This is a genomic window from Rhizobium alarense, assembly GCF_021555155.1.
Lineage (GTDB): Bacteria > Pseudomonadota > Alphaproteobacteria > Rhizobiales > Rhizobiaceae > Rhizobium_D > Rhizobium_D alarense.
Genome location: NZ_JAKGBU010000069.1, coordinates 1 through 23,106 on the forward strand (window position 1 = coordinate 1; position 23,106 = coordinate 23,106).

Sequence of the window (23,106 nt, forward strand, 5' to 3'; positions counted from 1 at the left end):
GGCCGTGGCGCTCGACCTGAAGCTCGTCGGCGCCGTGGCGCAGCGCACGCTGAAGAGCGAATTGCGCAACAAGCAGGTGCTCGGCTCCTGGTCCGCCGTCATCGACTATTGCCACGCCGCCATGGCGCACGAGGCGCGCGAGCAGTTCCGCATCCTCTTCCTCGACAAGCGCAACGTGCTGATCGCCGACGAGGTGCAGGGCCGCGGCACGGTCGACCATACGCCGGTCTATCCGCGCGAGGTGGTGAAGCGCGCGCTGGAGCTTTCGGCCACCGCGCTCATCCTCGTCCACAACCACCCGTCCGGCGACCCGACGCCCTCGCGCGCCGACATCGACATGACGCGCACCATCATCGACACCGCCAAGCCGCTCGGCATCACCGTGCACGACCACATCATCATCGGCAAGGACGGCCATGCGAGCCTCAAGGGCCTGCGGCTGATCTGACGCATTCCCCCGCGGCACCGGTTCCTGCTAAAAGGGGTCTGCCGGGCCGAAACCGGCCGCCACCACACTCCGGACGACGCGCCATGACCCGCATCCGCCTGCCCCGCTACCGCGCCACGCCGCTCAGGGGCCTTGCGACCCTCCTGCTCCTTGCGGCGCTCTATGCCGCAGGGCTGCTCTCCACCGGCAATTTCCACGAGGTCGTGGCGGGTAAGGTCTACCGGTCCGCTCAGCCGACGGCGGTGCAGCTTGCCACCTACCGCCAGGACTACGGCATCGCATCGGTGCTGAACCTGCGCGGCATCCGGCCGAAGGACGGCTGGTACCGCCAGGAGACCGAAGCCGCCGCCGCGCTGGGCATCGCGCATATCGATTTTCCCATGTCGGCCTCCGAGGCGCTGACGCCCGACGAAGCCAAGCGCCTGATCGCCATCATGCGGGCGGCGCCCAAGCCGATGCTCATCCATTGCAAGGCCGGCTCCGACCGCACGGGCCTCGCCGCCGCCTTCTATCTCGCGGCGGTCGCGGGAGCCGACGAGCTTTCGGCCGAGCAGCAGATTTCCATCACCTACGGCCATTTCTCGGGCTTCGTCAGCCAAGCGCAGGCGATGGACGAGACCTTCGAACGGCTCGAACCCTGGCTCGGCTTTCCCAACTCGTGACAGGACCGGCCGTTCGGTAACAAATCGGTCAGGTTGACCTGCTAGTTCTGGAATGCGCATTCTGCTGTGCAGTGCACAACGATTCTTCCGGGGCTGGGGTTACGTCGCATGCTGCAATTCGATCTGGTCGTCGTCGGAAGCGGTCCCGCCGGTCGCCGGGGTGCGATCCAGGCCGCAAAACTCGGCAAGAGGGTTCTCGTCATCGAGCAGGGCAAGCGCGTCGGCGGCGTGTCGGTGCATACCGGCACCATCCCGTCGAAGACGCTGCGCGAAACGGCGCTGAACCTCTCGGGCTGGCGCGAGCGCGGCTTTTACGGCCGCGCCTACCGCGTCAAGCAGGAAATCAGCGCCGACGACCTGCGCCGCCGCCTCCTGATCACGCTCGATCACGAGGTGGAGGTGCTCGAACACCAGTTCGCCCGCAACCGTGTGCAGCACATGCGCGGCAAGGCGAGCTTCGTCACGCCGGAAACGCTGCAGGTGGTGAAGGATGACGGCGAGATCGTGCATGTCGAAGGCAAGAGCGTCATGCTCGCCGTCGGCACGAAGCCCTATCGCCCGGCCAGCATCCCCTTCGACGGCGAGTCGATCCTCGACAGCGACGAGCTGCTCGACATCAAGGACCTGCCGCGCTCGATCGCCGTCATCGGCGCCGGCGTCATCGGCATCGAATATGCGACGATCTTCAGCGCGCTCGACATGCAGGTCACCGTCATCGACCCGAAGCCGACGATCCTCGACTTCATCGACAAGGAAATCGTCGAGGATTTCATCTACCAGCTTCGCGACCGCAACATGAAGCTGATCCTCGGCCAGAAGGCCGACAAGGTCGAGAAGCTCGACAATGGCAAATGCGCGATCACGCTGGACAACGGCCGCCACGTCACCACCGACATGGTGCTCTACGCCGCCGGCCGCATGGGCGCGACCGATTCGCTGAACCTCGCCGCCGCCGGGCTGGGCGCGGACGCGCGCGGCCGGCTTGACGTCAATCCGGAAACCTTCCAGACCTCCGTGCCGCACATCTACGCCGCCGGCGACGTCGTCGGTTTCCCGAGCCTCGCCTCGACCTCGATGGAACAGGGCCGCATCGCCGCGCGCGTCGCGGTCGGCGCCATCGCCAAGGAACCGCCGAAATATTTCCCCTACGGCATCTATGCCGTGCCGGAAATCTCGACCTGCGGCCTGACGGAGGAAGAGGTCAAGGAGCGCGGCATTCCCTATGAATGCGGCATGGCCCGCTTCCGCGAGACCTCGCGCGGCCACATCATGGGCCTCGATTCGGGGCTGCTCAAGATGATCTTCTCGCTGAAGACGCGCCGGCTGCTCGGCGTGCACATCGTCGGCGAAGGCGCCACCGAGCTCGTGCATATCGGCCAGGCGGTGCTGAACCTCAAGGGCACGGTCGAGTATTTCGTCGAGAACACCTTCAACTATCCGACGCTCGCCGAAGCCTACAAGATCGCCGGGCTCGACGCCTGGAACCGCATGGGCGACCTGTCCCAGACGGGTTGACGCCGGCACGGCCATCGCGTTCCCTGCCTGTCCGGCAACAAACGGAATGCCCGCATGAAAATCCTGTCGCTCAATGTCTGGGGCGGCCTCGTCCACGGGCCGCTCCTTGCCTATCTCGCCGCCGCCGACGCGGACGTCTGCTGCCTGCAGGAAGTGTCGCGGGCGCCGGCAGCCCGATCGGACTGGCTGACCTATCGCGACGGTGACCATGTGCTCCAGCAGCGGGCGAACCTCTATCGCGAGATCAAGGCGGCGCTGCCCGCGCACGAGGCCTTCTTCTGCCCGACGGCGCGCGGCGCGCTTCTCGACGGCGACCGCCCCTGCCCGCAGGAATTCGGCATCGCGACCTTCGTGCGCGAGACGATCCCCGTCCTCGGCCAGGTGCAGGATTTCGTGCACGGCGCCTTCTCGGCCGACGGGTTCGGCCCGCATCCGCGCGCCCGCAACGCCCATGTGCTGCGCCTCCACGACTATGGACGCGGCGCGGCGGTGACCGTCGCGCATCTGCACGGCCTGCGCGATCCGGCCGGCAAGGGAGACACGCCGGCACGCACCGCACAGGCGGAGCGTCTCGTCGACCTCCTCGACCGGGTCCGCCGGCCGGGCGACGCGCTGGTGGTCTGCGGCGACTTCAACGTGCTGCCGGACAGCATAAGCTTCGACATCCTCGGCCGGATCGGCCTCACCGACCTCGTCACCGGCCGCGGCTTCACCGATACCCGGACGTCGCACTACGGCAAATCTGGCCGCTACGCCGACTATCTGCTGGTGAACGCGGAAACGCCGGTCGCCGGCTTCGAGGTGGTCGCGGAGCCGGAAGTCTCGGACCATCGTCCGCTGCTGCTGACGATCGCCTGACATTCCACGGAAACCCTGCCGGCAACGAAAAGGCCGCCCCGAAGGACGGCCTCTCCCATGGATAGCGGAGGTGGGCTGCCGGTTATTCGGCGTCGCCCTCGGCGGCCTTCTTCTTGGCCGGCGCCTTCTTCTTCGGTGCGGCGGCTTCCTCGCCTTCGGCGGCTTCGGCCTTGGCGGCAGCCTTCTTCTTCGGCGCAGCCTTCTTGCTCTCGGCCTTGTCGTCGCCTTCGGCCTCGTCGTCAGCCATCAGCGCTTCCTTGGAAACCGTCTTGTCCGTGACGTCGATCTCGGTCAGCAGGTGGTCGACGACCTTCTCCTCGAAGAGCGGGGCGCGCAGCGACGCGGCGGCACCCGGGGTCTTCTGGAAGTAATCGATGATCTGCTTTTCCTGGCCCGGGAACTGGCGGAGCTGCTCGAACAGCGAGCGCTGCATTTCCTCGTCGCTCACCTGGACGCCGGCCTTCTCGCCGATCTCGGAGAGCACCAGGCCGAGGCGGACGCGGCGTTCGGCGAGCTTGCGATACTCGGCGCGGGCGTCCTCTTCGGTCGTGTCCTCGTCGGCGAAGGTCTTGCCGGCCTGCGCGAGGTCCGTGTTGATCTGGCGCCAGATGTTCTCGAACTCGGCATCGACCAGACGCTCGGGCGTGTCGAACTGGTACATCTCGTCGAGCTGGTCGAGGATCTGCCGCTTGACCTTCTGGCGGGTGACGGAGCCGTACTGGCTCTCGATCTGGCCGCGGACGATTTCCTTGAGCTTGTCGACCGATTCCAGGCCCAGCGTCTTGGCGAGGTCGTCGTTGATCTCGAGCGCGGCCGGAGCGGCGACGTCCTTGACGGTGATGTCGAAGGTCGCTTCCTTGCCGGCGAGGTTCGCGGCCGGATAGTCGGCCGGGAACGTTACGGTGATGACCTTCTGGTCGCCCGCCTTGACGCCGACGAGCTGGTCCTCGAAGCCCGGGATGAAGCGGTTGGAGCCGATCACGAGCTCGGCGTCCTCGTCCTTGCCGCCGTCGAAGGCTTCGCCGTCGACCTTGCCGAGATAGTCCAGGGTGACGCGGTCGCCGGAAGCGGCCTTGCCCGTCTTGCTTTCGTAGGTGCGGGAGTTCTCGGCGATCTTGAGGATCTGCTCGTCGACTTCCTTGTCGTCGATCGCGACGACTTCGCGGGTGACCTTGATGCCGGCCGTATCCTTGAGTTCGATCGACGGGATGATCTCGTAGGACAGCGTGAATTCGAAGTCCGCCTCGGCGGCGAGGATCTTCTCGGCCTCGGCCTGGTCCTCGGTCATCGCGATCTCGGGCTGGGTCGCCGACTTCTCGCCGCGCTCCGACAGGATCGCGGTCGGCCTGTCGCGGATGATCTCGTTGACGAGATCGGCCATGATCGACTTGCCGTACACCTTCTTCAGATGCGCGACCGGCACCTTGCCCGGACGAAAGCCGTTGATGCGGACACGATCCTTGGCGTCCGCCAGGCGCTCGTTCATCTGAGCTTCCATGTCCTTGGCCGGGATGACGACCTTGATTTCGCGCTTCAGCCCTTCAGCGAGCGTTTCGATAACCTGCATGTTCAAACCTTCATTTCGATTTGGCGGTGCCCGGCCGGCCTGCGGCTAAGTGGCGGGCACCCCTCCGGGTCCATTAGCCGGGAGTGGCTTTACTGAATTCGACGGCCTTTTGGCAAGCAAAATGGCGCTGTGCATGCTGTCCACGCCCCGCCTTGCCGTTCGCAAGCGTGTTGTGGCCTCTGGTGCGGGTAGAGAGACTTGAACTCCCACGCCTTGCGGCACCAGAACCTAAATCTGGCGTGTCTACCAATTTCACCATACCCGCGTTCAGGTGGCCGGGCAAACGACGGAAGCCGCCGCGGCGAGGCCCTCTCCGAGCGCGGCGTCTCTATATCACCCGTTTCCGGCGGATCAAAGGAAAAATCGCGCAGCCGGAACGGCCGCCGGGCGTCAATAGAGCGGCTCGTCATAGACCGGCTCGCCGCGCAGCAGGATGCGGCTGATCTGCATCCGGCCGGCCGCCGAGACCCGTGCGACGACTTCGAGCGCCTGCTGGTTGCGCGCCTCCTCCAGCACCAGCCCCTCGCCCTCCGGCACGTAGTAGCGCTCGATGCCATAGCTTGCGGAGAGATTTGCCGGAACGGAACCGTCGCCGAGCGGATAATAATAGGTCGGCAGCGTCTCGGCGACGACGGTGCCGTCCTTTCCGGCGAGCGGCGAGAACGACGCTTCGCTGGCCTGCCAGAGGCCGTCGGCGCCTGCCGCGAGGCGCACCCACATCGGCTGCCAGCTGCCGCTTTCCGGCGGCGGACCGACGAGCAGGCTGCCCGGTATCGTCGAGATCTCGTAGCTGAGCGTCACGTAGTCGCCGCGCAGGAGGTCGCGCGGATCGACGGGCACCGTCTTCAGCCGCACCTCGGCACCGTTGCGCAGGATCGAGGCACGGCTCTCCACCATGTAGCCGAGCACCGCCGTCTGGGCGAGGGCCGCGACGAGGGCTGCGACGACCGGCGGAAGCACGAAGGATCGCGTGGCCATGTCAGGCTCCTTTCGGGGTGGCGGCGTCGCCCGCCTTGAAGCGCCGCTCGAGCCGGATGACGAGCCAGGCGACGCCGGCGACGACAAGGCCCGAGACGAGGAAGAAACCGGACGTGCCGATGATCGAGCCGATCGTCTCCGCGGCGAGGTAGAGCGTCTCGCCGGCAAAGGCCACGTAGCCGAGATAGCGCACGCCGCCATTGTCGCGGCCCGAAAGCGCGATGCCGACGACGGCCACGGCGAGCGTCAGGATGCCCATCAGCAGGCGGCCGGACGTACCATCCGCCTCGGCATGCAGGGTGACCAGCCCGGCGAGCAGCAGAAGATAGCCGTAGAAGGCGGGAGCGGACCCGGCGCCGCGGGCAAAGGCATGGGCCGGCGACTGCGGCAGCGCGGCGGCCAGATAGAACAGGCCGCCCGCAGCCGCGATGGCCGCAGCCGTTTCCGGCCACTCGTATTCGGCATAGAGAAAGAGCGCCCAGCCGACGAGAAGCAGATAGGCGAGATGGCGCACCCGTCCGGCGTCCGCGTAGCGCACCAGGGCGACGATACCGACCGCCATCAGCGGCATCAGCCAGAGCAGCATGTCCTCGTGGCGGCCGCCCTCGGAAAAGGCGGTGCCGGCCACGAGGAAGGCGAGGAACCCCGCGACGGCGGTGACGGCGGCGGACCGGAACAGCACGGCGACCAGCGTCGCGCCGCCGAGCCAGACCAGCGCCGCCTGGACCGCGTCGCCCGACAGATGATACATCTGGCCGACCATGGCGATGGCTCCGCCGAAGGACAGGGTGCCCGCCACGAGCAGGGCGGCGGCGACCCGCGGTGCGCCGCGCACGGTCAGGAACGCGGCGCCGCCATAGCCCCCCCAGATGAGGAGCAGGATGCCGCCGAGGCGGACCGGCCGCGCGATCGCCTCCCAGTTGGACGCGACAAGCAGCAGCACGGCGGCGGCGCAGAGCAGCGCGGCCATCATCATCAGGATGCGGCCGAGGCTGAAGGCACTCTCGCGAGAATCGTATTCGGCGAGCAGACGCTCGCCTGTCGATACGTCGATAAGCCCCAGTCCGGCCCAGTGACGGAGATCCCGCTCCAACCGCCCGCGATACATGCGACCCCTCCCCTGCAGGCGAATCTGCCCGGATTCCGCCTTGTCAACTGATGCTAGCGCGCTTGGGGCAGTTTTTACAATGAGAGCAGAACGTGCGAAAATGAGCAGATATTCGCGGCAAATCGGCCCCATCCTGGCCGTCCGGCCGCGATCCTTTACCGAAATGAAGGCATTTTTTGCCAAAATCGTCCGGCAAGGGCCTTCCAGAGGCGGCAAGAGCGGGCATGCAGTCAGCGCATATCATCTATGCTTATATTGCACTGCACAAATGCGATTTGTCGTACTATATTGAGATCATCGAAACGGAAACGGTTCGAAGGCAAACGAAGACAGCGCGGAAGTTCAAAGCGTTCGCAGTCGGGTATGAGCCAAGCGGCAGTGGTCAGCCGCCCGGACATGAGGTTCGGATATGACCCGGACGCCCAAAGGCGGCCGACATGGAATTCGGAGCGGCGCACTCCTCCTCCCAGCGCTTCTCCGATACGATTGGCAACTATCCTCCTCCCAGTTGCCAATCATCCCAAATGACGCCCGCTGGACCTCCTCCCCCAGCGGGCGTTATTCTTTGCGCGAAATTCATAGCAAATTCCGGAAAATCGGCGTTCCGCACTTTTTTGACGCCATTTTGCCCCTATTTTAGGCGCAACGTGGCGACAATTGCAGCTAGCCATGCGATTTTTGCATTGGTGCTATTCGGCTGCAACCCCTTCCGAACCACCGCGAAGCTTACTATATTCCAATCATCAATCGAGCGGCGAACTCCTCCTCCCATTGTCGCTTGATGCGATTGGCGGCACTCCTCCTCCCAGTTGCCAATCAGGACAAGTAGCGCCCGCTGGACCTCCTCCCCCAGCGGGCGTTATTTTTGCGCCGCACGCATTCCCCTGCATAGCTCCCCCACCCAACAGGCCATCGAGCCCGTTTTTTACGCAAAATCTAGCTGAGTTTGCGCTTGACATGCGTCGAACGCATGGGTGCCATACGGCTTTGTCTCTGTAATCCGGCGGAAAGCGGCGTATAGTCCGAACCATCAGATCAGGGCCGGAGCCAAGCAATGGCAGCCGGCCGGAAACCCAGGAAAGGGGTCAAGACCATGAACTTCGCACGCTCCTTCAACAACTGGCGCAAGTACCGTCAGACCGTCAACGAACTCGGCCGCATGTCGGACCGCGAACTGAGCGACCTCGGCATCGGCCGCGGCGACATTCCCTACGTCGCCCGCCAGGCCGTCAAGTAAGGTCCAGCGACGACGGACCGTTCCCGACAGGGACAGGTCCTTCCTCAAACGCCTTTCGGAGAAATCCGGAGGGCGTTTCTTTTTGCGCTTTCAAACTGCGACGCGGCGCGGCGCGCCGAGCCACCGGGCGACGCTTCCGGCCGGGTCTCGCGGCGCCACGCGCTTTCAGGGTTCCTGCCGGCCCGTCCGGCTGTTGCGTGGCCGGCGTTTCGCACCTGCGAGGCCCCTCGACCGTCGCGGCCGGCCGACGTCCGTACCTGATTCTCCGCCCTATCGCGCGAGGCCTTGAATCTTCTGGAATTTCCCACCGCCGCCCCTGCGCTCACTTTATCGGCAGCAGCACCTCATGCACACATTATCGCCATTGCATTGCACAAATGCATGGCAGATGCTTTTTCTTTGCACTCCACTTTGCGCCTGTTCGGGACTACATAAGCATCAACACCGATCGACGATCCTGTCTCGGTCAACTGCTTCGAGGAGAAGTCACATGAACCCGATCCGCATCGCAAAGAACTGGATTTCGTACCGCCGCACCCTGAACGAACTCGGCAACCTGTCGAACCACACGCTCTCGGACATCGGCCTGACCCGCTACGACATCCGCGACATCGCATCCCGCTCCTTCCGCTAAGAGCCGAACTCTGCCGCTGCGGCCGACAAGGCGACGCGCGAAGGACGATCAGACGGCACCACACGGTGCCGTTTTTGATTCCTGCAGCATGGAACGGAACGGCGAGCCGTGATAATGAGCCGCCCCATGAACCAGCAGAAGACACCCTCCCCCATCCACGTCGTCGGCGGCGGTCTCGCCGGGTCCGAAGCCGCCTGGCAGATCGCCTCGCGCGGCATTCCCGTCATCCTGCACGAGATGCGCGGCGTGCGCGGCACCGACGCGCACAAGACCGATAGCCTGGCCGAGCTCGTCTGCTCGAACTCCTTCCGCTCCGACGACGCGACCAGCAATGCGGTCGGCGTGCTGCATGCCGAGATGCGCCTTGCCGGCTCGCTGATCATGCGTTGCGCCGACGCGAACCAGGTGCCGGCAGGCGGCGCGCTTGCCGTCGACCGCGAGGGTTTTTCAGCCGCCGTGACCGCGGCGATCGACGCCCACGGGTTGATCGAGGTTCGGCGCGAAGAGGTCACCGGCCTGCCGCCGGAGGACTGGGACCAGGCGATCATCGCGACGGGACCGCTGACCGCGCCCGGCCTCGCCGATGCGATCCGCGCGAAGACCGGCGCCGATTCGCTCGCCTTCTTCGATGCCATCGCCCCGATCGTGCATCGCCACAGCATCGACATGGACATCTGCTGGTACCAGTCGCGCTACGACAAGGTCGGCCCTGGCGGCACCGGCAAGGACTATATCAACTGCCCGATGACCGAGGCCGAGTACAACGCCTTCGTCGATGCACTGGTGGCCGGCGACGTGACGGGCTTCAAGGAATGGGAAGGCACGCCCTATTTCGACGGCTGCCTGCCGATCGAGGTGATGGCCGAGCGCGGCCGCGAGACGCTGCGCCACGGGCCGATGAAGCCGATGGGCCTCACCAACGCGCACAATCCGACGGTCAAGGCCTATGCCGTCGTGCAGCTTCGGCAGGACAATGCGCTCGGCACGCTCTACAACATGGTCGGTTTCCAGACGAAGCTCAAATACGGCGCACAGGCGGAGATCTTCCGGATGATTCCGGGCCTGCAGAACGCCGAATTCGCGCGGCTCGGCGGCCTGCACCGCAACACCTACCTGCAATCGCCGGTCCTGCTCGACCGTTCGCTCGCGCTGAAGACCCGTCCGGGCCTGCGCTTCGCCGGCCAGATCACCGGCTGCGAGGGTTATGTGGAAAGCGCCGGCATCGGGCTGCTCGCCGGCCGTTTCGCCGCTGCCGAGCGGCTGGGAGAAGCGCCGTCGCTGCCGCCGGAAACGACCGCCTTCGGCGCGCTGCTCAACCACATCACGGGCGGCCATATCATCTCCGACGACGAACCCGGCAAACGCTCGTTCCAGCCGATGAACGTCAATTTCGGCCTTTTCCCGGATCTCGAGCCGGGCGCCATCCAGAGGCCGGAGGGCCTCAAGCGGTTCCGCGGCAAGGACAAGGCGGCAGCAAAGAAGCAGGCGATGGCGGCGCGCGCGCTCGAAGACTGTGCCCGCTGGCTGCGGCTTTCCGAAAACCGCTCGTCAGCCGCCTGAGCCGGAAGCGGTGCCGTCCTCCGCGTCGCGGTCGAAGGCCGGCACGAGGCTGCCGAGCAGCCAGAGCGACACCTCCGCGCAGTCCGTGCCCGTGCGGAAGCGGAACGTGCCGTTCTCCGAGGGCGTGTCGATGAAGGCAAGCACGAGCGAGCGCCCGTCCGCCGCCGTTTCGACCCGCACCTTTCCCGGCTCGATGAGATGGCTCACGAAATGCTGGCCGTGAGCGCGCATGCAGCCGACCTTGCCGTCATAGAGCCGCAGGAACACCGCCCGCCCGTCCTCCGTGCGGATCGTCTCGCGGATCGCCTCGTTGGGAAAGGCCCGTCCGAATTCGAGGATTTCAAGCCCCGCATCCCGCTCCGGCGGCACGCCGTCGTCGCGCTTGTAGGTCCGCATGAAGACGACGCCCGCGAGCAGCAGCGCGAACACGGCGATGGTCCAGAACATCAAGGGCCTCCCGGCAAGGATTGCGGACGCCTTCGCACATAGCCGACGAGGCTTGCGCCAGTTTGACGCGGATGGACCGCGCGGCCGCCTGCCGCCGTCAGAGGCGGCCGCGGCGCAAGGTTTTCCACAGCCACCACTGGCGGCGCCATTGCGCGGGCTGGATGGAGCGCTCAAGCGTTGCCGCTCCCGCCCGGTCCGCGCCGTCGAAGATCCTTGGCGCAAGGCTGGCCGAAAGAAAGGCCGCGACGTTCGCCCGTGTCACGCCGCCGGCCTGCCGCGCCCGGCGCCAATGGTCGCGACCAAGGCCGACAAGCGCGGAGACGACCCGGCCGTTCGCCGCCCGGTCGCTGCCGGCGAGGAAAGCTGCGGCGTCCGTTCCCGTCGCAGCGAGCAGTTCGGCCGGCACGTAGACCTGGCCGCGCCGGCGCTGGATCGGCGCCAGCAGCAGCAGGCCGGCGACCGTCTGGGCGACGCCGGCATGGCCGGCGGCCTGCGCGGCGGCAGCCGCCGACGGCGGATCGACAATCAGGCAGGCAAGCTGGACCAGGGCGGACGCCGTCTCGCCGGCATAACCTTCCAGCGAGTTCACGCTGTCCATCGGATCGTCGTAGAGATCGAAGATGCGGGCGTCGATCAGGTCCACCAGAACCGGGACGGGAAGCCGGTGCGCCTCGATGCAGCGCAGCAGCGCCGACGCCAGCGGGTTGGCCGCCGCATCGCCCGCCGAGGCGCCTTCCAGCACGTCACGCCACCATTGCATGCGGATCTCGCCCGGCAGCGGCTCGTGCACGACGTCGCGGATGCGGGCGATCTCGGCGTTGAAGGCATAGAGCGCCGCAAGCGCGCCGCGTTTTTCCGCCGGCGCGAGAAGGCAGGCGAGATAGCGGTCGCGGTCGGTCTCCCGCAGCACGGTCAGGCAGTGCAAGTCGTCGGCATCCATGGGCGCGGCCACGTCCTGCGGGCCTCAGACGGCGATCAGGGCGGCAGCCACCGCGCGCGATTCGGCAAGCATGACATTGAAGGTCCGGACGGCCGCGCCGGTGCTCATCGGATCGGACATGATCCCCTGCGCGCGCAGCGCCGCCTTCACCTCCGGCGGGATCGGCCGAATGTCCGTGCCGGTACCGACGAGCAGCACCTCGATCGCGTCCGCCTCCGCCAGCACGCGGGCCAGGTCCTCGACGGTGAGCGCTACGCCCTCCGCCTTGTCCCAGCCGTGAATGCCGGAGGGAAGGCAGAGGATCGATCCGCGGTGCGACATGTCGGCGAAGCGGAAGCCACCGTTGCCGTAGGCGTCGATCGGCGCCCGTCCCGGAAAGTGCGCCTGCCGGATCTCGATCCCCTTAGGCATGGGCGCCCGGCGCCTCCCCGCTCGACGGCCGCGGACCGGTTCCGTGGAAACGCTCCGGGCGCAGCTTGAAGAGGATGAGGACCGGCCCGGCGATATAGATCGACGAGAACGTTCCGACCGCGACGCCGAACAGCATGGCAAGCGCGAAGGAGCCGATCGCCGCAGCGCCGAAGAGCGAGAGCGCCGTCAGCGCCAGCAGCGTGGTGGCGGACGTCAGAACGGTGCGCGACAGCGTCTGGTTGATGGACGCGTCGATCAGCAGCGGCAGCGGCATCTTGCGGTAATGCCGCAGGTTCTCGCGGATGCGGTCGTAGACGACGACCGTGTCGTTGAGCGAGTAGCAGACGACGGTCAGCACCGCGGCAATGCTGAGCAGGGTGAATTCCATGCCGGTCACCGCGAAGAGACCGAGCGTCAGAAGCACGTCGTGCATCGTGGCGACGATGGCGCCGACCGCAAACCGCCATTCGAACCGCGCCGCAATATAGACGAGAATCGCCGCAAGCGCGGTCAGCACGGCAATGGTCGCGGCCCAGGCGAGCTCGCCGGAGACCGACGGGCCCACAACTTCGACGCGGCGGAGATCGTAATCCTCGCCGAGTTCGTCGCGGATGAAGATCGCCGCCGTCTGCTCCGCGTTCTCGCCGCCGCCCTGTGCCAGCACGCGCACCAGCGCGCCTTCGCGCGCGCCGAGGTCCCGCACCGCCACCTCACCGAGGTTGAGTTCGCCGAGGCGCGACGCGATGTCGGCGACGTCCGTGTCACCCCGCTTCGCCTTCACCTCCACGATCGCGCCACCGGAAAAATCGATGCCGAGATTCATGCCGAGCGTGCCGAGCAGCAGCACAGCGCCGATGGAGAGCGCAGCCGTTGCGGCGAAGACATAGTTGCGGATCGACATGAAGTGAATGCTCGTGTCGTCGAAGAGACCGGCACGGATGTCCCTGGGAAGCGTCGGCGTCCTGCGACCGGCCGCCCACCGCGCGATCAGCCAGCGCGTCAGCGTGAAGGTGGTGAAGACCGTGGTCGCGACGCCCGTCGCCACCGTCACGGCAAAGCCGCTCACCGGCCCCGATCCCATGTAGAAGAGAAGTGCCGCCGCGATCAGCATGGTGATATTCGCGTCGACAATCGCCGCAAAGGCGCGCGAGAAGCCGGCGGAGACCGCTTCCGGAAGGGACCGGCCGGCTTTTGCCTCCTCGCGGATGCGCTCGTAGAGCAGCACGTTGGAATCGACCGCAATGCCGACGGTGAGCACGATGCCGGCGATGCCGGGAAGCGTCAAAACAGCGCCGGTGACCGACAGGACCGCGAGGATCAGCACGAGGTTGACGACCAGTGCGCCGATCGCGACGGCACCGAAGGTCAGGCCGTAGAAGGCCAGCATGAAGAGGGCGACAACCGACAGCGCGACGAGCGCGGCGTCGAGACCGGCATCGACCGCATCGGCGCCGGCCTCGAGGCTGACCGTGCGCTCCTCCACGACGGTTAGTGCCGCGGGCAAGGCGCCGGTGCGCAGGATCGTCGTCAGATCGCCTGCGGCCTGGGCGTCGAAGTCGCCGGAAATCCGCCCGGTCCCGGTGACGATCGGCGCGCGGATGGCCGGCACGGCGATAATCTGGTCGTCCAGCACAATGGCGAGCGAGCGCCCGACATTACGGCGCGTCGCCTCGCCGAAGCGCTGCGTCGCCTCCCGATCGAGCCGGAAGGAGACCGCGGCCTCGCCGCCCGCCGGATCGGTGACCGGCTCGACCGCGGCAAAATCCGCGCCGGATGCCACGGCACGCTTGTCGACGAGATAGGCGATCGGCGGATCGTCGGCGGAATAGAGCACTTCCGCCGTTGCCGGCGGCGCGTCGTCGATCGCCTGCTGCACCGGCATCGACGTGTCGACGAGGCGCAAGGCGAGACGCCCGCGCTGGTTCAGCATGTATTTCAGGCGTTCCGCGTCCTCGAAGCCCGGCGCGTCCACGACAATGCGATCCGCGCCCTGCCGGTCGACGCGCGCCTCGGCTGCGCCGATCTGCTCGACGCGCCGCCGGACGACATCGACGGCCTGCGCCAGGGCCTGCGAGAGGCCATGGGCGATGGCCTCGTCCGTCAGGGCCAGGCGCAGCAGACCGTCGCCGCTGTCCACGAGCGTCGCCCGCGCGGCGCCCCGGACGGGCTCGGCACGGGCAATGGCCTGCAGGGCGGCTCGCGCCGCGTCGAGCCGGGACGGGTCGCCGACGCGGACCTCGGCGGCCCGTCCCGTGCCGGTCAAACCGGTATAGCGGATGTTGGCCCCGCGCAGCGCCGATCCGACGTCGTCGATCAGCGCCTGCAGCCGTGCCCGGACGACATCGGCGCGCTCCAGCCGAAGCTCGACATGCGCGCCGCCGCTGAGGTCGAGGCCGCGCTTTACCGGGGCGGAGGGAAACCAGCCCGGCAGCGCCGTCCGCTGGCTGCCGCCGAGCGCGTTCGGCAAAGCCAGAAGCACACCGGCGAGGACGGCAAGCCAGATCAGGATCGTCTTCCATCGCGCAAAGTGCGGCATCGGTCTCTCGGAGGCGCCTGTCACCGGAAAGAGGCGCCGGCCCCAATCGCCGGCGCGTCGTCGTCCCTCAGGAACTCCCGTCCCTATTCCTTGACCGGCTCGCCCTTCACGCGGACCTCGGACACACCGCTGCGCACCACGCGGACCCGCACACCTTCGGCGATCTCGACTTCGAGTTCATGGTCGTCGACGACCTTGGTGACCTTGCCGACCACGCCGCCGGTCACGACCTGGTCGCCGCGGCGGATGTTCTTCAGAAGCTCCTCGCGGCGCTTCATGGCGGACCGCTGCGGACGGATGATCAGGAAGTACATCACCACGAAGATCAGCAGGAACGGCAGGACGGACATCAGGATGTCGGCGCCGCCCGGCGCAGCACCGGTTGCGGTCTGGGCGAAAGCCTCGGTAATGAACATCGAAAACTCCTAGAAATGCGGGAATGGCGGACCGGAGGCCCGTTTTGGTTGGCGCGAATATAGGGAAGAGCGCATTGAATGCAACACGGCGCGACCGACGCGGGCCGGATTTCCAAGTTTTCCGGCTTTCGGGCCCGCCCGGCGCATGGTACCGGGCTAGGCACGGCGGCGGTCGCGGCAACACATGTGCAGGGGAGAAAAGACGTGCAGGACCAGGAATCGGCGGTGATCCTCGATGAACTCAGGCGGCTGCGCGCCGCCGTGGAGCGCCTGGCGGGCCCGGCGCCGGCGGAAAACGACTGGACTGCCGCCGACTGCTTCGTCTGGGCGCCGGCCCGCCAGCACCTGCAGCCGGTCAGCCGGCCGAACCGCATCGACATCGGCCTGATCCAGGGCGTCGACCATGTGCGCGACATCCTGGTCGACAACACGCTGCGCTTCGCCCGCGGCCTGCCCGCCAACAACGTGCTGCTCTGGGGCGCGCGCGGCATGGGCAAGTCGTCGCTCGTCAAATCCGTGCATGCGCTCGCGGCAAGGGAGACCGGCACGGCGCTCAAGCTCGTGGAGGTGCACCGCGAGGACATCGCGACGCTGCCCGTCCTGATGGACATCCTGAAGGCCGGTCCCGCACCGGTCATCGTCTTTTGCGACGATCTTTCCTTCGACCACGACGACACGTCCTACAAGTCGCTGAAGGCGGCGCTCGACGGCGGTGTCGAGGGCCGGCCGGACAATGTCCTGCTCTACGCCACCTCGAACCGCCGCCACCTGCTGCCGCGCGACATGATGGAGAACGAGCAGTCGACGGCGATCAACCCGTCCGAAGCCGTCGAGGAAAAGGTTTCCCTCTCCGACCGCTTCGGCCTCTGGCTCGGCTTCTACAAGTGCAGCCAGGCCGACTATCTCGCGATGATCGACGGCTACGCCGCGCATTACGGCCTCGCGGAGGACCCCGGGAAGCTGCATGCCGATGCGCTGGAATGGGCGACGACGCGCGGCGCGCGCTCCGGCCGCGTCGCCTGGCAGTTCATCCAGGACCTCGCCGGCCGCCTCGGCATGCCGCTCGCCAGATGAGGCTTGCCGCCCCGTGGCGGCAAACAGGTGGTGGACATGCAACGGATTCCCGACCTCGACGACCTGCGGAGAGCCATCGCGCATGGCTGGTCCAGCGAAACCTCGAGCAAATGGCGGCTGGACAACCCGGCACTCGGCCAATGCAGCGTGACAGCGCTCGTCGCGCAGGAGATTGCCGGCGGCGCGATCCTCAAGACCGCCGTCGGCAGCGCCTGGCACTTCTACAACGAGATCGACGGCCGCCGCATCGATTTCTCCGAGAGCCAGTTCGACGGGCCGATCGTCTATGACGATCTTGCCACGGATCGGGAGGAGGCATTCGCCGATACGTCGGCCCGGCAACACGAAACGCTTCTGCGCCGCGTCCGCCTGACCCTTGCGCGGGATCCGTCGACGGACGGCCTCCGTCCGAATCGAAAATAGGCTATTGTCGGCCCCGAACGCACGCACCTATCGGAGATCTCATGGACGTTTCGACGCTGCTCGCCTTTGCCGCCGCCTTTTTCGTGTTCGCCGCCAGCCCCGGTCCCGACAATATGACGATCGTCGCGCGCACCATGTCCCACGGCGCGCCGTCCGGCATCGCCTATGGCATGGGCACCGTCGCGGGCATCCTGATCTTTCTCGTTCTCGCAGCTTACGGGCTCTCGGCCCTTTCGGCCGAGATGGGCGTCGTGATGACCGTCCTGCGCTATGCGGGCGCGACTTATCTCGTCTGGATGGGGATCAGGCTGTGGATGGCCGAACCCGTCGTTCCGGACGTCCGGCGCGACGGTGGCAGAAGCGGCTTGTTGACGGTCTTCGCGGCCGGCGTCGCCCTCAATCTCGGCAATCCCAAGATGCCGCTCTTCTACGTGGCGCTGCTGCCGCATGTCGTCGGTCCCGCGCTGACATTCGCCGATGTCGGCCGGCTTGCCGCCGTCATCCTTGCGGTCGAAGTCGTCGTGATCGGCGGCCATGTCCTGCTGGCGAGCCGGGCGCGCCGCCTGCTGCGCAGCCCGCGCATCGTGCGGCGCGTCAACCGTGCCGCCGGAGGGGTGATGATCGGCGCAGGGGTCGCCGTTGTCGCTTCACGGTAGGGATCCCGGTTGCCGGCAAAGGTCACCGCGCGCAAAAATGCCGGCCCGTGAAGGCCGGCGCTTCGTGCAGGGGAATGATCCAGGCCGACGGTCGGGCGTATCGCCGACCGGCCGTCGCCGCTATTCGAGGAAGGTCATCGGATCGACGGCGGTCGCGTTCTTGCGGACCTCGAAATGCACCTTCGGGCGGCTGGTATTGCCGCTCATGCCGGAAGCGGCGATCGTCTGGCCGCGCTGCACCTTCTGGCCGCGCTGGACATTGAGGTCGCCGGCGTGGCCGTAGACGGTGACCGTGCCGTCGTCGTGGCGGACAAGCACGGCGTTGCCGAGTTCCTTCAGGCTGCTGCCCGAATAGATGACGACGCCGTTTTCGGCCGCCTTGATCGCAGTGCCCTCCGGCACCGAGATGTCGATGCCGTCGTTGCGGTTGCCGTCGACGTTTGCGCCATAGCTGGCGATGACCGCGCCGCGGACCGGCCAGCGGTACTTGCCGATACCCGTCGATTCCGGCGCGGCCTCGGTCACGTCGCTCTTCGTGCTGGCCTCGGTCACGGTTTCGGTCGCAAGCGCCATCTTCGTCGTCTCGGCGGCCGGCTGCTTGTCTCCGGCCGTCTTCTTCTCCGGCACGGAGGCCGTGACGGTCCTGTCGGTCGCCGCCGCGCCGCCCGCCGGGATGACCAGGGTCTGGCCGATGCGGATCGAGGCGGCCGTGAGACCGTTCGCCTGTTTCAGGGCGTCGACGGACACGCCGTGTTTCTGCGCGATGCGCGTCAGCGAATCGCCGGGCTGGACGTCGTAGGTGGAACCGTCGGCCGGCGTCTTGCCGTTGCCGGCGGCGTTCGCCTTGAGCCTGGCGAGCTCCTCCGGCGTCTGGGACTTGTCGCGGCTGTTGGCCGTGCCGGGCAGGATAGCCACCTCGCCGTTCGACTTCTTCGTCGGCAGCGGCACCTTGCCGTCCCTGGCGAGCGACGCGTCCGCCGACTGGCGCGTGGCGCTGCCGGCCGTACCGTAGACGGGGATGATGATCTTCTGGCCGGCGCGCGCATCGGCGGCGCTCGCAAGGCCGTTCGCCTTGACGATCTCCCTTTCCGGGACACCGTAGCGGTTCGACAGCGTCTTGACGCTTTCGCCCTGCTTCAGCTCGACGATCGGCGCGTTGACGGCCGACCAGCCGGCCTTGCCCTTGGCGACCGTGCCGGTCACGACCGGGTCGGAGGATGCTTCCGTGAGGTCGGACGTCGTCTCGCGCGCTGCCGGCAGCGGCTGCGAGAGCGCTTCTTCCCGTGCGAGATCGGCGGACGTGCCGCGCTCCACCGACATCGGAGTCGTCGCCATGCGCGTTCCGGAGCCGGCGTCGGTCGCGGTGTCGATCGGCCCGCTCGTCACGCCGTCGTAGCCGGGCAGCGGCTGGTTGACGGCGGCGGACCGGCCAGCCGTATCGTCGACCGGCACCACGCCGTTCGCGCCGGCGATGTCGCCGCGCGGAACCGGATGGTTGCCGAGGAGCCCCCGCCGCGGGATGGAGTTGGTCGTTATGTTGTCCGAGGAGGAAAACAGGCCGTTGAAGCGCGTTGCATCGGAGCTGCAACCTGTCGCAACGCTCGCCAGGAGGATCGCGACCGCAAGGCGAATGGCCGATTTTCGATTTGCTGGCGATACACTATTACGCATGTGACTCAACCCAATCGGTACTCTGGACTCTTGGATTGATTAAAGCGCGTTAGAGTTACTGCCGGGTTAAAGCAGCGGGTTCCGGCCTTCTTTTTTGGCAAATTGATAACCATAGCCGCGCGGTAACGGCATTCCGCACAGGCCGAAAGCGCGTGAAACGGTCAGTATCCGCCGAGATACATGGCATTTGCGCGGGAAATGCGGCCGCCGAAACGTGCCGCCTCGAACTGGCGCACGACGGCCTGGTCGACCGAATAGCCGGCGATGGTGCCGGCCGGAGCGGTGCCGCCGCTCGCGAGGATGGTGTCGAGCGTCGCCTCCCCGTCCGGCTCGCTCGTCGCCTTCTCCGTATAGGCCAGCGACCGCAGTGCGGTGACGGCGATGTCGCGCGTCCCGGCATAACGCTCGCTCGCCTGGTCGGCCGGCTCCAGGCTGTCGTAATATTCGATATAGGCGCGATAATAGGACTTGAGGTCGCCCTCCTCCCGGTAGTGGCCGAAAGCCAGCCGTTCGCGTTCGAGGAGTTCCGGCGTCTCGACATTGTTGCGCTCGTCCTCGGAGAGGGCGGGCAGCTTGCCGTCGTCGGATTTTGCGGCGCTGAGGATGAGCAGGGCCTCGACGGAAAGCGAAACATGTGCGGAGGGGTCATAGGAGCCGCCGGCGAGATTGGCCGTGCTCGTCGCCTCCGCCGGCTCCTCGGCAGCGCTTGCCGCAGCCCGTGCCGCCAGATTGGCGAGACTGTCTCCGGTCGCTGTGCCTGCTATCCTGTTCGAGATATACATGTCCCTCTCCATCGGAACGGCTTCAGCGGTTGGAAGTGCCGGACCCTCGACCGTTCGACGTGGAAAACACCTGCTTCGCCAACCGGCTTATGCCTCGAAGCTTGCGCGAGGCTTGCCAAAGTTAACAAAAGGTTAACGCGCTGAATCAGCAGTGTAAAATGACACGCCGCCGCAACCGCCGCGCGAAGGCGGCAGCGGAGGTACGAAAAAGAAGGGAAAGGGACTCAGTTGCCGGCGCCCGGCAATGCCGCCTCGGCCGTCAGAGGGCCTGCGCGAGATGCGGCACGATCGGCAGGTAGGGAACCTCGAAGAGGTCCTCCCGGTCGAAGCGGCTGCCGGTCTTGACGAGCTTCAGCATCCGGCATGCCGTCTCGCTGGCCATGACGGGCGCAAGCAGCATGCCGCCCGAGACGAGTTGTTCGGCGAAGAGGCGCGGCATCGCCGGAAAGGCGGCCGTGACGAGGATCCGGTCGAAGGTCCCCTCGCCCGGCATGCCGACGCTGCCGTCGGCCTGACGGACGACGACGTTGCGCACGCCGGCCTTTTCAATATTCTGCTGGGCCTGCGCGGTCAGCGTGCGGAAACGGTCGACCGTCAGAACCCGTTCGGCGAGCCGGCCCATGACGGCGGCCGTGAACCCACTGCCGGTGCCGACCTCCAGCACGCGATGGCTCGCCTTCAGTCCCAAGAGATGGATCAGCCGGACGGCGAGGTCCGCCCCCTCGATGAAGGAGCCGCAGTCGATCGGCAGCAGGCGGGAGGCGTAGGCGTCGCCCGCGAATTGCGGCGGGACGAACAGCGTGCGCGGCGTCTGCTCGACCGCGGTGAGAAGGTCGATATTGTTGATGCCCTCACCGCGCAGGCGAAGCGCCAGCGCCGCGAAGCCCTCCTTCTCGATGACCCGCGCCGTCAATCCGCCGCTCCTCCGTTGAGCGTCCGCTGGACGCGATCGAGAACCGCATAGTCGGTGAGATCGAGCTTGAGCGGCGTGACCGAGATATGGTCGTTCTTCAGCGCGTGGATATCCGTGCCGGCGCGGAAATCGCCGCGCCGCTCGCCGAAGCGCAGCCAGTAATAGGGAAAACCGCGGCCGTCGGCGCGCTCGTCGATCGTCAGCCCGAAATCGAGCTTGCCCTGGCTGGTCACCTCGATGCCCTTGACGTCCTCCGGCCCGCAATTGGGAAAGTTGAGGTTGAAGAAGGTGCCGTCCGGCAGGTCCACGTCGATCAGCCGGCGGATGAGGTCCGGCGCGTGGGTCTCGACCACCTCCCAGGGCAGCACGCGGCCGCCGGAATACTGGTAGGCCTGGCTCAGCGCCATGGACTTGATGCCCTGCAGCGTGCCCTCGATGGCGCCGGCGATCGTGCCGGAATAGGTGACGTCGTCGGCCATGTTGGCGCCGGCATTGACGCCGGACAGGACGAGGTCCGGCTTGACGTCGAGCACCTCACGCACCGCCATGATGACGCAGTCGGTCGGCGTGCCGCGCAGGGCGAAATGCTTCTCCGACACCTTGCGCAGCCGGAGCGGCTCGGAGAGCGTCAGCGAATGGGCGAGCCCGCTCTGGTCGGTCTCGGGCGCGACGATCCAGACGTCGTCGGTGAGCACGCGGGCGATGCGCTCGAGGGTGGCGAGCCCCTCCGCGTGAATGCCGTCGTCATTGGTCAGCAGAATGCGCATGCCGGTCCCGTTCCGCCGTCAGGCGGCCTTCTCGATCTTCTTCAAGCCGCCCATATAGGGCAGCAACACGTCCGGTATCGTGACGGAGCCGTCCTCGTTCAGGTAGTTTTCCACGACGGCGATCAGCGCCCGGCCGACCGCGACGCCCGAGCCGTTCAGCGTGTGGACGAATTTCGGGTTTCTCTCCTCCTTGCCGCGGTAGCGCGCGTTCATGCGCCGGCCCTGGAAGTCGCCGCAGACCGAGCAGGAGGAGATTTCGCGGTAGGTGTCCTGCCCCGGCAGCCAGACCTCGATGTCATAGGTCTTGCGCGCGCCGAAGCCCATATCGCCGGTGCAGAGCGTCATGACCCGGTAGTGCAGGCCGAGACGCTTCAGGATTTCTTCCGCGCAGGCGGTCATGCGCTCGTGCTCGTCGACCGCGCTTTCCGCATCGGTGATCGAGACGAGCTCGCATTTCATGAACTGGTGCTGGCGCAGCATGCCGCGCGTGTCGCGACCCGCCGAGCCGGCTTCCGAGCGGAAGCAGGGGGTGAGCGCCGTGAAGCGCAGCGGCAGTTTTTCCTGGTCGAGGATTTCCTCGCGCACGAGGTTGGTCAGCGGTACTTCCGCTGTCGGGATCATATACAGCTTTAGTGACGACCGAACCTTGTTGAACAGCGCTTGAGATTCGGCATACTTCTGAGGATCAAAATCGCCCAAAATTGGCTGTCCGTGCTCATCGAGCTCAGGGCCGAATGATTTAAGCTGCGCCAACAGGGTGTTGTCGATATCTCCGGCGCTACCTGATCGGTCGGTAGTGAAAAGGTCCTTTTCAAATTTAGGCAATTGGCCGGTGCCATACATGGCATCCGCCTTAACCAGCAGCGGCGGCTGGACCTCCAGATAGCCATGCTCCTGCGTGTGCACGTCGAGCATGAACTGGCCGAGCGCCCGCTCCAGCCGGGCAAGCTGACCCTTGAGGATGGTGAAGCGCGCGCCGGCGATCTTCGCCGCACCCTCGAAGTCCATCCAGCCGAGCGCCTCGCCGATCTCGTAGTGCTCGAGCGGCTTGTGGTTCCAGCCGGGCTTGGCGCCCCATGTGTGCTTTTCGACATTGCCGCCCTCGTCGCTGCCGACCGGCACGTCGTCGAAGGGGATGTTCGGAATGCGCGACAGGGCGTCGGTGAGCTCGGCCGTGACCCGGCGCTCCTCCTCCTCGGCGGCCGGAAGCTCGGTCTTGATCGCGGCGACCTCGGCCTTCAGCCTCTCGGCGAGCTCCGAATTCTTCGCCGCCATCGCCGCGCCGATCTCCCTGGAGGCGGCATTGCGGCGCGACTGCATGTCCTGCGCCTTCTGGATCACCGTGCGACGACGATCGTCGAGCGAAACGAGGCTCGCGGCCAGCGGATCGGACCCGCGCTTCTTCAGCGCGGCATCGAGGGCTTCGGCGTTGTCACGGATCCATTTTATGTCGAGCATCGTCGTTCCAGGCGTTTCGGGTGTTGCGCCCGACACGCCCGGCAG

At 66.6% G+C, this 23,106-nt stretch carries 22 protein-coding genes, 1 tRNA gene and 2 pseudogenes; 10 read left to right on the forward strand and 15 right to left on the reverse strand.

What is annotated here, in order from left to right; genetic code table 11:
* The 4 genes from radC to LXM94_RS19235 all read left to right on the forward strand — a co-directional run.
* The coding region (gene radC, locus LXM94_RS19220) for a RadC family protein (RefSeq protein WP_235773078.1) at window positions 1–448 on the forward strand (448 nt) is incomplete at its 5' end.
* Window positions 449–531: 83 nt separating this feature from the next.
* Window positions 532–1,110: a tyrosine-protein phosphatase gene (locus LXM94_RS19225; RefSeq protein WP_235773079.1), complete on the forward strand. Its 579-nt coding sequence runs from the start codon at window positions 532–534 to the stop codon at window positions 1,108–1,110.
* Window positions 1,111–1,218: 108 nt separating this feature from the next.
* Window positions 1,219–2,625 carry a Si-specific NAD(P)(+) transhydrogenase gene (gene sthA / locus LXM94_RS19230; RefSeq protein WP_235773080.1) on the forward strand — a complete coding sequence of 469 codons (1,407 nt, stop codon included), beginning with the start codon at window positions 1,219–1,221 and terminating at the stop codon, window positions 2,623–2,625.
* Window positions 2,626–2,679: 54 nt separating this feature from the next.
* Window positions 2,680–3,483: an endonuclease/exonuclease/phosphatase family protein gene (locus tag LXM94_RS19235; protein ID WP_235773081.1), complete on the forward strand. Its 804-nt coding sequence runs from the start codon at window positions 2,680–2,682 to the stop codon at window positions 3,481–3,483.
* 82 nt (window positions 3,484–3,565) lie between these two features.
* Here the strand turns inward: LXM94_RS19235 and tig are convergent, their stop codons facing one another.
* The 4 genes from tig to LXM94_RS19255 form a co-directional block, all read right to left on the reverse strand.
* On the reverse strand, window positions 3,566–5,050 hold the full coding sequence (tig, locus tag LXM94_RS19240; protein ID WP_235773082.1) for a trigger factor: 1,485 nt from the start codon (window positions 5,048–5,050) through the stop codon (window positions 3,566–3,568).
* 180 nt (window positions 5,051–5,230) lie between these two features.
* Window positions 5,231–5,315, reverse strand: a tRNA-Leu gene (locus LXM94_RS19245).
* Window positions 5,316–5,440: 125 nt separating this feature from the next.
* The gene (locus LXM94_RS19250; protein WP_235773083.1) at window positions 5,441–6,028 is read right to left on the reverse strand and encodes a GDYXXLXY domain-containing protein; all 588 of its coding nucleotides are present in this window, start codon (window positions 6,026–6,028) and stop codon (window positions 5,441–5,443) included.
* Window position 6,029: 1 nt separating this feature from the next.
* Window positions 6,030–7,136, reverse strand: a complete 1,107-nt coding sequence (locus LXM94_RS19255) for a DUF2157 domain-containing protein (RefSeq protein WP_235773084.1) — start codon at window positions 7,134–7,136, stop codon at window positions 6,030–6,032.
* A gap of 1,093 nt (window positions 7,137–8,229) precedes the next feature.
* Between LXM94_RS19255 and LXM94_RS19260 the strand changes: the two genes are divergently transcribed.
* From LXM94_RS19260 to trmFO, 3 genes are all read left to right on the forward strand, one after another.
* A complete protein-coding gene (locus LXM94_RS19260) occupies window positions 8,230–8,373 on the forward strand; it encodes a DUF1127 domain-containing protein (protein ID WP_235773085.1) in 144 nt (47 codons plus the stop codon).
* Window positions 8,374–8,863: 490 nt separating this feature from the next.
* On the forward strand, window positions 8,864–9,007 hold the full coding sequence (locus tag LXM94_RS19265) for a DUF1127 domain-containing protein (protein WP_119258352.1): 144 nt from the start codon (window positions 8,864–8,866) through the stop codon (window positions 9,005–9,007).
* A 126-nt stretch (window positions 9,008–9,133) separates the two neighbouring features.
* Window positions 9,134–10,567 carry a methylenetetrahydrofolate--tRNA-(uracil(54)-C(5))-methyltransferase (FADH(2)-oxidizing) TrmFO gene (gene trmFO / locus LXM94_RS19270; protein WP_235773086.1) on the forward strand — a complete coding sequence of 478 codons (1,434 nt, stop codon included), beginning with the start codon at window positions 9,134–9,136 and terminating at the stop codon, window positions 10,565–10,567.
* Here the strand turns inward: trmFO and LXM94_RS19275 are convergent.
* From LXM94_RS19275 to yajC, 5 genes are all read right to left on the reverse strand, one after another.
* Window positions 10,556–11,014 carry a hypothetical protein gene (locus LXM94_RS19275; protein ID WP_235773087.1) on the reverse strand — a complete coding sequence of 153 codons (459 nt, stop codon included), beginning with the start codon at window positions 11,012–11,014 and terminating at the stop codon, window positions 10,556–10,558. The genes trmFO and LXM94_RS19275 overlap by 12 nt on opposite strands.
* 97 nt (window positions 11,015–11,111) lie before the next feature.
* On the reverse strand, window positions 11,112–11,954 hold the full coding sequence (locus LXM94_RS19280) for a phytoene/squalene synthase family protein (RefSeq protein ID WP_235773088.1): 843 nt from the start codon (window positions 11,952–11,954) through the stop codon (window positions 11,112–11,114).
* Window positions 11,955–11,978: 24 nt separating this feature from the next.
* Window positions 11,979–12,365, reverse strand: coding sequence for an Mth938-like domain-containing protein (locus tag LXM94_RS19285; RefSeq protein WP_235773089.1), 387 nt, complete (start codon window positions 12,363–12,365; stop codon window positions 11,979–11,981).
* Window positions 12,358–14,901 (reverse strand): protein translocase subunit SecD, encoded by a 2,544-nt coding sequence (secD, locus tag LXM94_RS19290; protein ID WP_235773090.1) that lies wholly within the window; start codon window positions 14,899–14,901, stop codon window positions 12,358–12,360. The genes LXM94_RS19285 and secD overlap by 8 nt, the downstream gene beginning before the upstream one ends.
* 83 nt (window positions 14,902–14,984) lie before the next feature.
* Window positions 14,985–15,317, reverse strand: a complete 333-nt coding sequence (yajC, locus tag LXM94_RS19295) for a preprotein translocase subunit YajC (protein WP_235773091.1) — start codon at window positions 15,315–15,317, stop codon at window positions 14,985–14,987.
* A gap of 204 nt (window positions 15,318–15,521) precedes the next feature.
* Here yajC and LXM94_RS19300 point away from each other — a divergent pair, with 204 nt between their 5' ends.
* The 3 genes from LXM94_RS19300 to LXM94_RS19310 are packed head-to-tail and all read left to right on the forward strand — an operon-like array spanning window position 15,522 to window position 17,470.
* Window positions 15,522–16,391 (forward strand): ATP-binding protein, encoded by an 870-nt coding sequence (locus LXM94_RS19300; protein ID WP_235773092.1) that lies wholly within the window; start codon window positions 15,522–15,524, stop codon window positions 16,389–16,391.
* Window positions 16,392–16,427: 36 nt separating this feature from the next.
* Window positions 16,428–16,814 carry a YunG family protein gene (locus LXM94_RS19305; protein ID WP_235773093.1) on the forward strand — a complete coding sequence of 129 codons (387 nt, stop codon included), beginning with the start codon at window positions 16,428–16,430 and terminating at the stop codon, window positions 16,812–16,814.
* A gap of 41 nt (window positions 16,815–16,855) precedes the next feature.
* Entirely contained in the window at window positions 16,856–17,470 is a 615-nt protein-coding gene (locus LXM94_RS19310; protein ID WP_235773094.1) for a LysE family translocator, read from the forward strand.
* Window positions 17,471–17,590: 120 nt separating this feature from the next.
* On the opposite strand, the gene LXM94_RS19315 is transcribed toward LXM94_RS19310, so the two are convergent.
* The 6 genes and pseudogenes from LXM94_RS19315 to LXM94_RS26220 all read right to left on the reverse strand — a co-directional run.
* Entirely contained in the window at window positions 17,591–19,141 is a 1,551-nt protein-coding gene (locus tag LXM94_RS19315; RefSeq protein WP_235773095.1) for a peptidoglycan DD-metalloendopeptidase family protein, read from the reverse strand.
* A gap of 161 nt (window positions 19,142–19,302) precedes the next feature.
* Window positions 19,303–19,923, reverse strand: coding sequence for a biotin biosynthesis protein BioC (locus LXM94_RS19320; protein WP_235773096.1), 621 nt, complete (start codon window positions 19,921–19,923; stop codon window positions 19,303–19,305).
* A gap of 259 nt (window positions 19,924–20,182) precedes the next feature.
* Window positions 20,183–20,836, reverse strand: coding sequence for a protein-L-isoaspartate(D-aspartate) O-methyltransferase (locus LXM94_RS19325; RefSeq protein ID WP_235773097.1), 654 nt, complete (start codon window positions 20,834–20,836; stop codon window positions 20,183–20,185).
* Window positions 20,833–21,603, reverse strand: coding sequence for a 5'/3'-nucleotidase SurE (surE, locus tag LXM94_RS19330; RefSeq protein ID WP_235773098.1), 771 nt, complete (start codon window positions 21,601–21,603; stop codon window positions 20,833–20,835). The genes LXM94_RS19325 and surE overlap by 4 nt, the downstream gene beginning before the upstream one ends.
* 18 nt (window positions 21,604–21,621) lie before the next feature.
* Window positions 21,622–22,227: pseudogene (gene serS / locus LXM94_RS26215) on the reverse strand (serine--tRNA ligase); the annotation flags it as partial.
* A gap of 159 nt (window positions 22,228–22,386) precedes the next feature.
* Window positions 22,387–23,061 (reverse strand): annotated as a pseudogene (locus LXM94_RS26220) (serine--tRNA ligase); the annotation flags it as partial.
* Window positions 23,062–23,106 lie beyond the last annotated feature (45 nt).